This is a genomic window from Nocardia sp. CY41 (assembly GCF_009829325.1).
Taxonomy (GTDB): Bacteria; Actinomycetota; Actinomycetes; order Mycobacteriales; family Mycobacteriaceae; genus Nocardia.
Genome location: NZ_VUOS01000012.1, coordinates 38929 through 53328 on the forward strand (window position 1 = coordinate 38929; position 14400 = coordinate 53328).

14 protein-coding genes are annotated in these 14400 nt (G+C 69.4%); 9 read left to right on the top strand and 5 right to left on the bottom strand.

Annotated features, from left to right (window positions below; genetic code table 11):
- Positions 1–9: 9 nt before the first annotated feature.
- Both GVY64_RS13850 and GVY64_RS13855 read right to left on the bottom strand, forming a co-directional pair.
- Complete coding sequence (locus GVY64_RS13850) at positions 10–1677, bottom strand: FAD-dependent oxidoreductase (protein ID WP_159841351.1); 1668 nt, start codon at positions 1675–1677, stop codon at positions 10–12.
- Between the two features lie 53 nt (positions 1678–1730).
- A complete protein-coding gene (locus GVY64_RS13855; RefSeq protein ID WP_159841353.1) occupies positions 1731–1928 on the bottom strand; it encodes a hypothetical protein in 198 nt (65 codons plus the stop codon).
- Positions 1929–2137: 209 nt separating this feature from the next.
- Here GVY64_RS13855 and GVY64_RS13860 point away from each other — a divergent pair, with 209 nt between their 5' ends.
- Positions 2138–2593: an SRPBCC family protein gene (locus GVY64_RS13860; RefSeq protein ID WP_159841355.1), complete on the top strand. Its 456-nt coding sequence runs from the start codon at positions 2138–2140 to the stop codon at positions 2591–2593.
- 99 nt (positions 2594–2692) lie between these two features.
- Here GVY64_RS13860 and GVY64_RS13865 read toward each other — a convergent pair whose 3' ends face one another.
- The gene (locus GVY64_RS13865) at positions 2693–3721 is read right to left on the bottom strand and encodes a beta-ketoacyl-ACP synthase III (RefSeq protein WP_159841357.1); all 1029 of its coding nucleotides are present in this window, start codon (positions 3719–3721) and stop codon (positions 2693–2695) included.
- Positions 3722–3940: 219 nt separating this feature from the next.
- On the opposite strand from GVY64_RS13865, the gene GVY64_RS13870 reads away from it, so the two are divergent.
- From GVY64_RS13870 to GVY64_RS13895, 6 genes are all read left to right on the top strand, one after another.
- Positions 3941–4213, top strand: coding sequence for a GlsB/YeaQ/YmgE family stress response membrane protein (locus GVY64_RS13870; RefSeq protein ID WP_159841359.1), 273 nt, complete (start codon positions 3941–3943; stop codon positions 4211–4213).
- A gap of 103 nt (positions 4214–4316) precedes the next feature.
- Complete coding sequence (locus tag GVY64_RS13875) at positions 4317–5045, top strand: phosphatidylserine decarboxylase (RefSeq protein WP_159841361.1); 729 nt, start codon at positions 4317–4319, stop codon at positions 5043–5045.
- A complete protein-coding gene (locus GVY64_RS13880; protein WP_159841363.1) occupies positions 5045–5989 on the top strand; it encodes a CDP-alcohol phosphatidyltransferase family protein in 945 nt (314 codons plus the stop codon). Before GVY64_RS13875 ends, GVY64_RS13880 begins: the two co-directional genes overlap by 1 nt.
- Before the next feature lie 145 nt (positions 5990–6134).
- Positions 6135–7061 (top strand): RNA polymerase sigma-70 factor, encoded by a 927-nt coding sequence (locus GVY64_RS13885; protein WP_159841365.1) that lies wholly within the window; start codon positions 6135–6137, stop codon positions 7059–7061.
- Positions 7062–7142: 81 nt separating this feature from the next.
- Positions 7143–8231, top strand: coding sequence for an NAD(P)/FAD-dependent oxidoreductase (locus tag GVY64_RS13890; RefSeq protein ID WP_159841367.1), 1089 nt, complete (start codon positions 7143–7145; stop codon positions 8229–8231).
- Between the two features lie 54 nt (positions 8232–8285).
- Positions 8286–9011: a Clp protease N-terminal domain-containing protein gene (locus tag GVY64_RS13895; protein WP_159841369.1), complete on the top strand. Its 726-nt coding sequence runs from the start codon at positions 8286–8288 to the stop codon at positions 9009–9011.
- A 225-nt stretch (positions 9012–9236) separates the two neighbouring features.
- On the opposite strand, the gene GVY64_RS13900 is transcribed toward GVY64_RS13895, so the two are convergent.
- Entirely contained in the window at positions 9237–9911 is a 675-nt protein-coding gene (locus GVY64_RS13900) for a suppressor of fused domain protein (protein WP_159841371.1), read from the bottom strand.
- Positions 9912–9969: 58 nt separating this feature from the next.
- Positions 9970–12027 carry an NAD(+) synthase gene (locus tag GVY64_RS13905; protein ID WP_159841373.1) on the bottom strand — a complete coding sequence of 686 codons (2058 nt, stop codon included), beginning with the start codon at positions 12025–12027 and terminating at the stop codon, positions 9970–9972.
- Between the two features lie 189 nt (positions 12028–12216).
- Between GVY64_RS13905 and GVY64_RS13910 the strand changes: the two genes are divergently transcribed.
- Together GVY64_RS13910 and groL are read left to right on the top strand one after the other, a co-directional pair.
- Positions 12217–12510: a hypothetical protein gene (locus GVY64_RS13910; protein WP_159841375.1), complete on the top strand. Its 294-nt coding sequence runs from the start codon at positions 12217–12219 to the stop codon at positions 12508–12510.
- Positions 12511–12723: 213 nt separating this feature from the next.
- Complete coding sequence (gene groL / locus GVY64_RS13915; protein ID WP_159841377.1) at positions 12724–14349, top strand: chaperonin GroEL; 1626 nt, start codon at positions 12724–12726, stop codon at positions 14347–14349.
- Positions 14350–14400 lie beyond the last annotated feature (51 nt).

The following is a 14400-nucleotide window of genomic DNA, read 5'->3' on the forward strand; positions in this document are numbered from 1 at the left end:
GTCTCCTGGTCACGCGAGGTAGCGGTGCACGAGCATGACGGCCATGGCGCCCTCACCCACGGCGGAGGCGACGCGCTTGGCCGATTCGGCGTGCACGTCGCCCGCCACGAACACGCCAGGGACGCTCGTCTCGAGATGATGCGGTGGCCGGGACAGTTCCCAGCCGGTGGGGCGCGCCCCGTCGACCATCAGGTCCGGTCCGGCGAGCACGTATCCGGCGCTGTCCCGGGTGACCACGCCGTCGAGCCAATCGGTCTGCGGCGCCGCGCCGATGAACAGGAACAGCCGCTCCGCGTCGGCCTTCTCCTCGGCGCCCGTCCGGTTGTCGCGCAGCACGATCTGCCGCAGGTGGTCGTCACCGTCGACGGCGACCACCTCGGTGTTGGTGTGCACCTCGATGTTCGGGATCTGCGCGATCTGCTGGATGAGGTAGTGCGACATCGACTGTTCCAGCGAATCCGCCCGGACCACCAAGTGCACGGTGCGCGCGTTGCGGGACAGGAACACCGCGGCCTGGCCCGCGGAGTTCGCTCCGCCCACGATGTAGACCTCGTGATCGGCGCACTCCGACGCCTCGGTCATGGCCGAACCGTAGTAGACGCCGCGCCCGGTGAAGTCGTCGACGCCCGGGGCCGGATGGCGGCGATAGTCGACGCCGGTCGCGATGATCACGGTGTGCGCGCACAGGCGGCCGCCGTCGGCGAACCGCACGGTGCGCGCGGACCCGTTGACCTCCAGCCCCACCACCTCGCGCGTGGTGATCACCTCGGCGCCGAACTTCGCTGCCTGCCGCCGGGCTCGGTCGGCCAGCTGCGCGCCCGACAGGCCGTCGGGGAAGCCGAGATAGTTCTCGATGCGCGAACTCTGCCCCGCCTGTCCGCCGGTGGCCGTCCGCTCGACCAGCACGGTGCGCAGCCCCTCGGACGCGCCGTAGACCGCCGCGCCGAGACCGGCGGGACCGCCGCCGACCACGATCAGGTCGTAGAACTCGCCCGCCGGATCGACGGTCAGGCCCACGTTGTGCGCCAGTTCGCTGTCGGAGGGCTGCACGAGCGCCTCGCCCGCGGAGGTGATCACCACCGGGCAGCGGTCGGGGTCGGCCCCCGCCGCCTCCAGCAACCGCGCGCCCTCCGGCTCGTCGGCCAGGTACCACCGGTAGGGCAGCTGATTGCGCGCGAGAAATTCCCGCACCTGCGAGGACCGCGGCGACCAGCGGTTGCCGATCACCTTGGTTTCGGTGACGGGCCGATGTTCGCTGCTGCGCCAGGCGTCCAGCAACCCGTCCAGCACCGGGTAGAGCTTCTCCTCCGGCGGGTCCCACGGCTTGAGCAGGTAATGGTCCAGGTCGACGACGTTGATCGCGTCGATCGCGGCGTTGGTGTCGGCGTAGGCGGTCAGCAGCACACGGCGCGCGTAGGGATGCAGGTCCATCGCCTGCTCCAGGAATTCGATGCCGTCCATGCCCGGCATCCGGTAGTCGGCGATCAAGACCGCGACGGGCTGCCCGCGCAGCTTCATCTCGCGCAGCGCGTCGAGCGCTTGGGCTCCCGATTCCGCGCGCAGAATCCGGTAGTCGGCTCCGTAACGGCGCCGCAGGTCGCGCACCACCGCCCGGGAGACTCCCGGGTCGTCGTCGACGCTCAGGATGGCCGGTTTCGTAGCAGCGGGTGAAGTCACCTGACGAGTATGGAGCCTCACGGGGCCGTCTGTCGTGGGCGTTCGCGCAGGGCTCAGAACCGATGATGCAAGACGAGATCCAGCTCACTCGGCGTGAGCAGACGCTCCAGGCGTTCTTCTTGCGCGGCCGAACGGGCGTACCGCGGGAATACCGACGTGCCCCGCGCTATTCGCCCGTCCGCGGGCTCGATGGCGGGCAGTAGCGGAACCCGGTCCGCCGGTCGCCGATGTAGCAGGGAGCGCAGTTTCACGGCCGATCACCTCACGTTGTACGCCGAAATGTTGGAGGCAGTGTCTGTGCTTGATCTATCTGTTATTGTCCGCCGATCATTACAGCGGCCGGTGTACGAGTAGCGGAAATGTGACGCAACTGTCTTCCCGTCTAAGATGTGCGCGACTCGTTCCACCGCGCGGTCGGACGGATGACCGTCGGTCCGTCGCTCGATCTCCGGAGGCAGCGTTGCCGAAAAATCTCGAAGCCAGCATCGACATCTCCGCACCTCCGGAGCGGGTCTGGGCGGTGGTCTCCGATCTGCGGCGGATGCCGGAGTTCAGCCCGCAGTGCGTGCGCATGGTGGCGCTCGGCTCGCTGAAGGCGGGTACCTGGACGATCAATCTCAATCGCGACGGCAAGAAGTTCTGGCCGACCACCGCCCGTATCGTGCGGTTCGAGCCGAACCAGGCCTTCGCCTTCCGGGTCAACGAGAACCGGACGGTGTGGAGCTACACCTTGGAGCCCACCGAGTCCGGCACCCGGCTGATCGAGCGGCGGGACGTGCCCAACGGCACCACCTGGTTCTCCCGCAGGGCGATCGATGCCGCGCTCGGCGGCGAGCAGCCGTTCGAAGAAGCGCTGGTGCGGGGCATGAACGAGACGCTCGGCAACATCAAGACGGCGGTCGAAGCCGGCGCTTGAGCCCGGTACGCGGCACGCGCGCTCGACGCGGTGGTGGCACGGGAAGTCGTGCTCGGCACCGCGGCGAGCGACCGCGAGCGACGGCGTTCGCCGGTCGGGTTACTTCCAGTTCGGCAGGGTCACGACCTGAGCCGCGTAGGACAGGCCCGCGCCGAACGCGATGAGCAATGCCGTGTCGCCCGGCTTCGACTCACCCTTGCGCAGCAGCGCCTCCATGGCCAGCGGGATCGAGGCGGCCGAGGTATTGCCCGCCTCCTCGATGTCGTTGGCGAGCGCGCAGTGCTCGGGCAGCTTCAGCACCCGGGCCATGATCTCGATGATCCGGCCGTTGGCCTGGTGCGGGATCATCGCGTCCAGGTCTTCGGGGGACAGGCCGGCGCGGTCGATGGCGTCGCGGCACACCTTCTCCAGCGAGTGCGCGGCCCACCGGAACACGGCGGTGCCCTCCATGGCCAGGTAGGGCCGCACCGCGTCCAGGCCCTTCTCATCGATCTCGTGGAAGTACTCCATCCAGTCCTTGTCCTGGCGGATGGCGTGGTGCTGGGTGCCGTCGGAGCCCCAGACGGTGGGTCCGATGCCCGGCTCGTCGGAGGGGCCGACGATCACCGCGCCCGCGCCGTCGGCGAAGAGGAAGGCGGTGGAGCGGTCGGTCGGGTTGACCGTGTTGGTCAGTTTCTCCACGCCGATCACGAGGACATGGTGGGCGGTGCCGGCCCGGATCAGGTCCGACGCCAGCGCGATCGAGTGGCAGAAGCCGGCGCAGCCTGCCGAGACGTCGAAGGCAGCGGAGCCGTTCATGCCCAGTTCGGTGGCGATGCGCGGCGCGGCGGCCGGCGTCAGCAACAGATGGGTGGACGTAGCAACGATCACGCAATCGACTTGGTCGACCGCGATGCCGGACGATTCCAGCGCGCCGCGCGCGGCGGCGACGCTCATGCTCTGAATCGTTTCCGAATCGTCGGCGAACCGCCGGGTCTTGATGCCCGACCTGGTCCTGATCCACTCGTCGCTCGAGTTGATCGGACCCGCCACCTCGTCGTTGGTGACCACGCGGGCAGGGCGGTAAACGCCGAGCCCGAGGATCGCCGTGTGCTCAGCTCCGGTGGTCTGGGCGATTCGAGCAGCCATCTGCGTCTCCTATGTACCTGCGGCGGCGCCGCCGGGTTTCCCCGAAGCATCGAAATCGGTCCCTCATCAGCCACTGCCCATTAGCGGATAGACATGAGGCTTCCTCATATTAGCTTGAAAGTCGCTCATCTGCCGCGCGTATTCCGACAATCGGTGGGTATCACGTCCTCGCACGCCACTGCTGTACGAGGCGTGGCCCAACTAGGATGCGAGGACACAATGCTCGGTCTCGGGATTATCGGATGGATCATCATCGGCGGTCTTGCCGGATGGATCGCCAGCAAGGTCATGAAGACGGACGCCCAACAGGGCATCCTGCTCAATATCGTCGTCGGCATAGTCGGCGGTCTGCTCGGTGGGTTCCTGCTGAAGCTGCTCGGCGTCGACGTCGAGGGCGGCGGCCTCTGGTTCAGCTTCTTCACCTGCCTCGGCGGGGCGGTGATCCTGCTGTTCCTGGTTCGACTGGTCACGGGGGCCCGAGTCAGGTCGTGACCTCGCGTGCCACGGGCTCCTTTCCCGTAAGGTGTGAACGCTTGCGCCGGTCCTATCGTTGAAGTGGCGCGAACCGTTTGCATCGAGCACGAAAGAGGAGCCTGTGGCCCGCCGTCCCACCCCGCCCGGCACGCCTGAACGCACCGGAGTCGGCCACGTCGTCGACCTGGTCCGCAACGCGATCCCTCCGTTGCATCCCGCCGGGCTCCCGTTCGTCGCCGCACCCTTGGCGGTCGCCGTCGTAGGCGGCAAGCGCAAATGGGTGCGGCGCACGGGATTGTTCGCCGCGGCGGCCTGCGCGACCTTCTTCCGCCACCCGCATCGCGTGCCGCCCAACCGGCCAGGCGTCGTCGTCGCCCCCGCCGACGGCGAGATCGCCTTGGTCGATACCGCCGCTCCTCCCGCCGAACTGGGTCTCGGTGACGCGCCGCTGCCGCGGGTCAGCATCTTCCTGTCCGTCCTGGACGTCCACGTGCAGCGCACGCCGGTCTCCGGCATCGTGCGCGCGGTGCAGCACCAGCCCGGCCAATTCCGTTCCGCTGACCTGCCGGAGGCGAGTTCGGTCAACGAGCGCAACAGCATGCTGCTGGAGACCCCGGACGGCAGCCAGGTCGTGGTGGTGCAGATCGCCGGGCTGCTCGCGCGCCGGATCGTCTGCGACGCCCAGGTCGGCGACGTGCTGACCATCGCCGACACCTACGGCCTGATCCGCTTCGGCTCGCGGGTCGACACCTATTTCCCGGCGGGCACCGAACTGCTCGTACAGCCCGGCCAGCGCACCATCGGCGGCGAGACCGTGCTCGCCGTGCTCGGCTCACCCGCTGACGCCTGATGGAAGCGGCGGCACCCACCCAGCGGCGCAGGCGGCGCAGTGTCCGGCTGCTGCCCAGCATCGTCACCATCCTGGCGCTGTGCTCGGGACTGTCGGCGGTGAAATTCGGCCTCGACGGCCAACTCGGCATCGCGCTGGCCATGATCGGCGCTGCGGCCGTGCTGGACACCCTCGACGGCAGACTGGCCAGGATGCTCGACGCCACCACGAAGATGGGCGCCGAACTGGACTCGCTGTCGGATGCCATCTCTTTCGGCGTCGCCCCGGCGCTGGTCCTGTACGTGACCCTGCTCAGCAGCAACAGCGTGGGCTGGATCGTCGCCCTGCTGTTCGCGGTCAGCCTCGTGCTGCGGCTGGCGCGGTTCAACACCCTGATGGACGACGACACCCGGCCGGACTGGGCGCGGGAGTACTTCGTGGGAGTGCCCGCCCCGGCCGCCGCGCTCATCGCGATGGTGCCGGTGGCGTTGTTCGTGCAGTTCGGCGACGGCTGGTGGGTCGGCTTCTACGAGGTGGCGGCGTGGACGGTGTTCGCGGCCGCGCTGGCAGTCAGCACCATTCCGACGCTGGCGATGAAATCGGTGTCGGTCGCGCCGCAGGCCGCGGCCGGGCTGCTGGTGCTGGTCGCGCTCGCCGCGGCCGCCCTGGTCACCTATCCGATCGTGCTGCTGCTGGTGCTGGTCGCGCTGTATCTGGGCCACATTCCGTTCGCCTGGCATTCCCAGCGCTGGGTGGCCGCGCGTCCGGAGACTTGGACACACAAACCGGCCGAGCGGCGTGCGCAGCGACGTGCGGACCGGCGGCTGCCCGCGATCCGGCGCCCGGCCATCCGCCGTCCGGCCCTCCCGCGTCCGGCGATTCGTGGCTCCGCACGTCTGCGGCTGCGCCGACCTGGGGCGAAACAACGCCAGAACGGTGGTCGGCCGCCGAGTGCGGAACTCTAGCGCGTAGCTCTGGCGGCGGCTTCCGGACCGGCGGCTGCCGCGCCCTGTCGTCGGATCGGGTCGTCGGATCGGCGCACCGGCGCCCCCGCACCCTCCGCTGTGAGCGGTACGGTCATATCCGTCGGGCGGGTGGAGGAAGGTGCGTATGGAGCCGGACGCATTGCGGGAATTCGAGGGGCATCGACCGCGGTTGTTCGCGCTCGCCTATCGAATGCTCGGCTCGGCTGGTGAGGCCGAGGACGCGGTGCAGGAGACGTATTTGCGGTGGGACGGGGCCGACCGCGGCAGTATCCGTTCCGCCGAGGCGTGGTTGACCACGGCGCTGGTGAATATCTGCCGCACCTGGCTGGTTTCGGCGCGGGCCAGGCGGGAGAGCTACGTCGGACCGTGGCTGCCCGAGCCGGTGCCGACCGCGCGCGGCGAGCTCGGCCCGCTGGAGACCGTCGAAGAGCGCGAACAGGTCTCCCTCGCGCTGCTGACCGCGCTGGAACGGCTGACCCCGGTCGAGCGCGCGGTCTTCGTGCTGCGCGAGGCATTCGGCTACGCCCACCGCGAGATCGCCGACATGCTCGAGGTCACCGAGTCGAACTCGCAGCAGATCTTCCGCCGGGCGAGCAGGCACGTGCGAGAAGGCCGTCCCCGCTTCGGCATTCCGCCCGACCATGCCCGCGAACTGATCGAACGCTTCCTGAAGGCGGCGCGCGACGGTGACATCGCGGCGCTGGAACGGATGCTCGCCGCCGACGTGACCGCGACGGCCGACGGCGACGGCAAGATCAACGCCGCGCGGCGGCCGGTACACGGCGCGAAGCAGGTGGCGCGGTACCTGGCGGGCCTGATGCGCTGGGCGGTGCCGGGGATGCGGCTGCTCGTGGAAGAGGTCAACGGTGCGCCCGCCGCGGTCGCGCGGGTGGACGGAGCGCCGCTGCTCGTGGTGGGGATCGATGTGGCCGACGGCGTGGTAACCGCGCTGCGGCTGATCGTCAACCCGGACAAGCTGACCTATCTCGCAGCTACGGGTGGGTCGGATGGCGTGGTGAGCGCAGCGGCGGACCGTCGCCGTCCCCTGTGACTCGCTTCACGGACCAGGTCTGTCAGGAATCGGGGGCCTGTCCGGTCTGAAGGGTGATGGCCGATCGAAAGGAGCCACATCATGACCGGACAGCATCGGATCGTCGTTCTCGGCGCCGGGTACGCGGGGCTGGCGGCGGCCCGCCGACTGGTTCGCACGGCGCGGGACGCGCAGGTCACTGTGGTGGACGCCCACGCGACGTTCGTCGAACGCGTGCGACTGCACCAGCGGGCGGCCGGGCAGGATACTCCCAGCTGGGATCTGCGGGACGCTCTGGAAAGCAAAGGGATTCGCTTCGTCCGCGGCCTGGCGACGGAGATCGACGCGGTCGCGAAGCGTGTGGTGCTCGACGCGGCGCCCGCCCTCGACTACGACACGCTGATCTATGCCCTCGGCAGCGTCGCCGACGTCGAGAGCGTGCCCGGCGTCGCCGAACACGCCTACCGCGTTGCGACGCAGGAAGATCTGGCCGACCTGTCCGCGCCTGCCGGGCCGGTGGCGATCGTCGGCGCGGGGGCGACCGGCATCGAACTCGCGGCGGAACTCGCCGAATCGCAGCCGGGGACCCGGGTGCTGCTGCTCGGGTCGGAGGAGCCCGGCGCCTGGCTGTCGTCGCGGGCGCAGGCGCACATCGAGCGGAAGCTGGAGCGTCTCGGGGTCGAGATCCGGTCCGGGGCAAAGGTGATCGAGGTGACGCCCGAAGGTCCGCGCTTGGCCGACGGTTCCCTGGTCGAGGCCGCGGCGACGGTGTGGACCACCGGTTTCCGGGTGCCGGACCTCGCCGCGCGCTCCGGTCTGGCGGTGGATTCCGACGGGAGGGTCCTGACCGACGCCACGCTGCAATCGGCCTCGCATCCGGACATCTTCGCCGCGGGTGACGCCGCCGTCGTGGCCGGGCCGGGCGGACGCGATCTGCGCATGGCGTGCGCCACGGCGTTACCCACCGGCAAGCACGCGGCCGATGCCGCCGTCGCCCGGATGCGCGGTCGCGCGCCGGGGGATCTCCGCTTCCGGTATGTCCTGCAGTGCCTGAGCCTCGGCCGCCGGGACGGCGTCGTGCAGGTCGTGCACGCCGACGATGCACCGGCCCGCACGGTGCTGACCGGACGGACGGCGGCGTGGGTCAAGGAGCGCATCGTGCGCGGAGCGGCCTGGTCGGCGCGCCTGTGAAAGAAACGTCAACCAATGGTTGACGATGCGTCATCGTCAACCTATGGTTGACGCATGACTTCACAATTCCGCCTCGACGACCTGATCGACGGCATCAAGAAAGCCCGTCCCGACAACGTGCTCGACCAGCTGTCCGACGCCGTCGTCGTGGCCAATCACCTCGGCGAAGTGGCCGATCACCTGATCGGCCACTTCGTGGACCAAGCCCGCCGCTCCGGCGCCTCCTGGACCGACATCGGCGCCAGCATGGGCGTCACCAAGCAGGCCGCGCAGAAGCGGTTCGTGCCCAAAGTGCCCGAACCGGGCGCCGCGGCGGCCATGGACCCGAACGCGGGCTTCGCCCGTTTCACCCCGCGGGCGCGCGCGGTGGTGATGGCGGCACAGGAGGCGGCGCGCAGCGCGGGCAACCGCGAGATCTCGATCGGGCACGTGGTGCTCGGCCTGCTCACCGAACCGGAGGGGCTCGCCGTGCACGAACTCGTCCACCACGGCGTGGCCGTCGACGTCCTCTCCGCCGCGGCCGCCGCGTCTCTGCCGCCGAGCGAGGGGGACGTCCCGGCGCTCGTTCCCTTCGGCGCCGAGGCCAAGAAGGTCTTGGAACTCACCTTCCGTGAGGCGCTTCGGCTGGGACACAACTACATCGGCACTGAGCACATCCTGCTCGCCCTGCTGGAGCAGGAGAACGGCGCCGGTCTGCTCAGCGATCTCGGCGTCGACAAGGCCGGCGTCGAAACGCATCTGGGCGAGCTGCTCGCGTCCATCACGGCGGAGAAATCCTGATTCGACATGGGCGGCGGGAAGTTTCGTGCGCGGATCGCACTCGCGGTGCCCTTGCTCCTGATCGGCGCGGTCCGGCGAACGAGCGCCGGTCACCGGCTCCGCAACGTCGTCAAGGGGATTCGTGGGGCGCACGCCGCGCGAGCGCGTCACCGCCGGGCGCTGCGCACTCGGGGAGCCGGTGTCCGCGGGCCGCGCCGGATCGCGCCGCTCTATCGAGCGGCCTGATCACCCTCGCCCGGCCAGGCCGCCGCCCCACCGGGGCCAGCGGGCCTGTGGCTTCGGCTCGGAGACCAGCGGTTCGCGCCGGATGTCGGTGAAGTACAAGGGTAGTCGCGGTTCCAGCTCGGCGAGCAGCGCGAGCGCCCGTCCGCCCTGCGCCGCGCGATATTCCGGCATGGTCAGTCCGACGATCTGCAGGAACCGCACGCGGCCGTGCCTGCTGTCGATGGCGCCCAGTTCCGGGTCGGTCGTGAAGCAGACGGCGTGAATGGTGCAGTCCGCGTGGTCGGCCGCGATCGGTCCGTTCGTCTTGATGGTGTGTCCCGGTTCGAACCACTTGCCGGATTGGAAGACGTAGCGGCCGAGGTTCTGCATGAAATTCGCAGGCCAAGCGGGTGGTTCGGTGTCCGCGAGCCCGCGCGCCAGCCGGAAGGTGAATTCGAAGCCCCAGCCGGACTCGGCCGGGTTGTCCCACTCCTTCTCGTACAGCTCGGTCATCCCGTAGCTGACGTAATGCCAGTGCGGCACCGGATCGGTGCGGGAGTAGGCGCTGATTCCGTCGAGCGGGTCGGAACCGCCCAGCGACCACGGGTGGTCGGACGCCCAATGGAAGGGCTCGATATCGCCGTACAGCGGCCGCAACGCCCCGTCGATCGCATCCCAGCCGGGTTTCTCACTCACGCAGCCACCATAAGCAGCGCGCGTCCGGCCGTTTCACGGGCGTCGGACGCTGCGACGGTCAGGCATCCGGCACGTTGGCGGCGAGCTCCTCCAGCCAGGCTGTCGCGGACGCGTCGCTGGGCGCGCGCCAGTCGCCGCGCGGGGAGAGCGAACCGCCGGAGCCGACCTTGGGCGCGTTCGGCAGCGTCGAGCGCTTGAACTGGCTGGTCTGCACGAAGCGGAGCAGGAACTCGCCCAGCCAATGTTTGATCGTGGCGAGGTCGTAGGCGTTGCGCTGGTCGGCGGGGACGAGGTCGGGCCAGCGGCCGGTCGCGGCATCCGACCAGGCATGCCGAGCCAGATAGGCGACGCGGCTGGGCCGATAGCCGAAGCGCAACAGGTAATAGAGGTGGAAGTCCTGCAGTTCGTACGGGCCGACCGTGGCCTCCGAACTCTGGGCGGGCGCGGAGGAGTCCTCGTGCGGGATCAGCTCGGGTGAGATCTCGGTGCGCAGAATCGACGACAGCACCTCGTTCGCCTCGGGGCCGAACTGCTCGGTGTCCACCGCCCAGGCGATCAGGTACTTGATCAGCGTCTTGGGCACCGACGCGTTCACGCTGTAGTGCGCCATATGGTCGCCGACGCCGAACGTGCACCAGCCCAGCGCGAGTTCGCTGAGGTCGCCGGTGCCCACCACGAGCGCGCGATGCATGTTGGCCAGCCGGAAAAGATGCGAGGTGCGCTCACCCGCCTGGACGTTCTCGTAGGTGATGTCGTAGACCGGCGCCCCGTCGGCGGCCGGGTGGCCGAGGTCGCGCAGCATCTGCGTCGCCGAGGCGCTGATGTCGATCTCGCGCGCGGTGACGCCGAGGGCGGCCATCAGGCGATGCGCGTCGGTCCTGGTCCTGGTGCTGGTCGCGAAGCCGGGCATGGTGTAGGCCAGCACGTTCGAGCGCGGCAGGCCGAGCCGGTCCATCGTCTTGGCGGCCACGATCAGCGCCTGGGTGGAGTCCAAGCCGCCGGACACCCCGATCACCACGTGCTGCGTGCCGGTGGCGCGCAAGCGCGTGCTCAGGCCCTCCACCTGGATGTGGTGCACCTCGGCGCAGCGCTCGTTGCGCACGGCCGGGTCGGCCGGGACGTAGGGGAAGCGCTCGATTTCGCGCTCCAGCGCGACCGGCTCCTCCGGAACCGGCAATCGCACGTCGATGTGCCGCATCGCGGTCAGCCGGTCCCGGTGGTCGTGCACGTTGTCGGCGAAGCTGGTGGTGCGCAGCCGGTCGGCGACGAGGCGGCGCAGATCCAGGTCGGCGGTGATCAGCTGGGGATCGTCGCGGAACCGCTCGCCCTCCGCGAGCAGGTCGCCGTTCTCGCAGATCAGCGCCTGGCCGTCCCAGGCGAGGTCGGTGGTCGACTCGCCGGTTCCCGCGGCGGAGTACAGGTAGGCCGCGAGATAGCGCGCCGAATGCGACGTGCACAGCGACCGCCGATAGTCCGCCTTACCGATCACGATGTTGCTGGCCGACAGGTTGACCAGCACGGTCGCCCCCGCCAGCGCGGCGAAACCGCTGGGCGGCAGCGGCACCCACCCGTCCTCGCAGATCTCCAGATGGAAGACGAAGTCGTCCAGGTTGCTCGCGCGGAACAGCAGGTCGGATCCGAACGGTGCCCGGTGCCCGGCGATGGTGACGTGGTCCTCCAGCGCCTCCCGCGCCGCCGCGAACTGGCGCTTCTCGTAGAACTCCCGGTAGTTCGGCAGATAGCTCTTCGGCGCCACGCCGAGCACGAGGCCACGGCAGATCGCGATCGCGCAGTTGAACAACCGGTGCTGGGCTCGCACGGGGGCGCCCACCACGAGCACCGTGTCGATGTCCGTGCTCGCCGCGACGAGCCGGGCCAGCGCCGCTTCGACCGCGGCGTCCAACGCGTCTTGGTGGAACAGGTCGTCGGCGGTGTAAGCGGACAGTCCCAGCTCCGGGAACACCGTCAGCACGGCGCCCGCGGCCGCGGCCTGCGCGGCCAGTTCCACGGTTTGCTCGACGTTGTAGGCGGGGTCGGCCACCCGTACCCGGGGAACCGCGACCGCCACCCGCGCGAAGCCGTGCCGGTAGAGCGAATCGAACGGCAGGTCGGCCACCCGCGTCCCCTTCCGGGAGGAGGTTGATCATGGTCCACTCGGAATCTACGCCGCCGCGGGCGGGCGGGCGCGGCGGCGAGGTACGGGCGGGCAGTGCGGCGGCGTCGTGACCTCTGCTTTTGCTGTTCGAAGCGGGTGGCGCGGATCGTCTGGCCGGAGATGTGAACCGCTGGCGGCTAAGCTATAGCAATGGCGGATGAAATGGATTCCGACCTAATAGCGGGGGAACGGCGCGCAGATCTGCTGCGCGCGCTTTCGTATGTGTCCACCGAGTCCCAACCGGACGGCAGCTACGTGGTGAACGGCGACCTGCCGCCGGACGTCGCCCCGCCGTTCATTCGCGCCATCATGCGGGTGGAGGCGGAGCTGCTGCTGCACGACGCCGAACTCGTCACCGTGGAGGACGGCGAGCCGCGCACGCCGGAGGAACGCCGCACCGACGCGTTCGTCGCGCTGGTGCTTCGCGTCGACGACCGGCCCTGACCCGGTGCGGACCTTGCACTCGCCACCCTTGAGTGCTAAAAATGCTTTTGGCACTCTCGACCTGTGAGTGCCAGGTCGGGACGGTGAGACCGGGTTCCGTAGACACCCTCGGTCGTCCGTCGCGGGCACCGAACCTGGCCAGCGTAACTGGGACGACCCAACCGGCGGTCGTCCTGTGTGTCAGCCATCCACATGGAGGATCTCAACAACGCCATGGCCAAGACAATTGCGTATGACGAAGAGGCCCGCCGCGGCCTCGAGCGGGGTCTGAACAGCCTCGCCGACGCGGTCAAGGTGACGCTGGGCCCCAAGGGTCGCAACGTTGTCCTGGAGAAGAAGTGGGGCGCTCCCACGATCACCAACGATGGTGTGTCCATCGCCAAGGAGATCGAGCTGGAGGACCCGTACGAGAAGATCGGCGCCGAGCTGGTCAAGGAAGTCGCCAAGAAGACCGACGACGTCGCGGGCGACGGCACCACCACCGCGACCGTGCTCGCCCAGGCGCTGGTGCGCGAGGGCCTGCGTAACGTCGCGGCCGGTGCGAACCCGCTGGGCCTGAAGCGCGGCATCGAGAAGGCCGTCGAGGCCGTCACCGCCAAGCTGCTCGACACCGCCAAGGAGGTCGAGACCAAGGAGCAGATCGCCGCCACCGCCGGTATCTCGGCCGGCGACGCGTCCATCGGTGAGCTGATCGCCGAGGCCATGGACAAGGTCGGCAAGGAAGGCGTCATCACCGTCGAGGAGAGCAACACCTTCGGTCTCCAGCTGGAGCTCACCGAGGGCATGCGCTTCGACAAGGGCTACATCTCGGGTTACTTCGTGACCGACCCGGAGCGTCAGGAAGCGGTCCTGGAGGACCCGTACATCCTGCTGGTCGGCTCGAAGGTCTCGACCGTCAAGGACCTGCTGCCGCTGCTGGAGAAGGTCATCCAGGCGGGCAAGCCGCTGCTGATCATCGCCGAGGACGTCGAGGGCGAGGCCCTCTCCACCCTGGTGGTCAACAAGATCCGCGGCACCTTCAAGTCCGTCGCCGTCAAGGCGCCCGGCTTCGGTGACCGTCGCAAGGCGCAGCTCGCCGACATCGGCATCCTGACCGGTGGCGAGGTCATCACCGAAGAGGTCGGCCTCTCGCTGGAGAGCGCGGGCATCGAGCTGCTCGGCCAGGCGCGCAAGGTCGTCGTCACCAAGGACGAGACCACGATCGTCGAGGGCGCGGGCGACCCGGAGGCCATCAAGGGCCGGGTGCAGCAGATCCGCTCCGAGATCGAGAACTCCGACTCGGACTACGACCGGGAGAAGCTGCAGGAGCGGCTGGCCAAGCTGGCCGGTGGCGTCGCGGTGATCAAGGCGGGCGCGGCCACCGAGGTGGAGCTCAAGGAGCGCAAGCACCGCATCGAGGACGCCGTGCGCAACGCGAAGGCGGCTGTCGAGGAGGGCATCGTCGCCGGTGGTGGCGTGGCCCTGCTGCAGTCGGCGCCTGCGCTGGAGGAGCTGAAGCTCGCCGGTGACGAGGCCACCGGCGCGAACATCGTGAAGGTCGCGCTGTCGGCTCCGTTGAAGCAGATCGCGTTCAACGCGGGCCTCGAGCCCGGCGTGGTCGCCGAGAAGGTCGCCAACCTGCCCGCGGGTCACGGCCTGAACGCCGACTCGGGCGAGTACGAGGACCTGCTGGCCGCCGGCGTCGCCGACCCGGTCAAGGTCACCCGCTCGGCGCTGCAGAACGCGGCCTCGATCGCGGCCCTGTTCCTGACCACGGAGGCCGTTGTCGCCGACAAGCCGGAGAAGGCCGCCGCTCCCGCCGGCGACCCGACCGGTGGCATGGGCGGCATGGACTTCTGAGTCCGGCCACCCGGCACCATAGTTCGACCCGGAAGCCGGTCCACCGCGAGG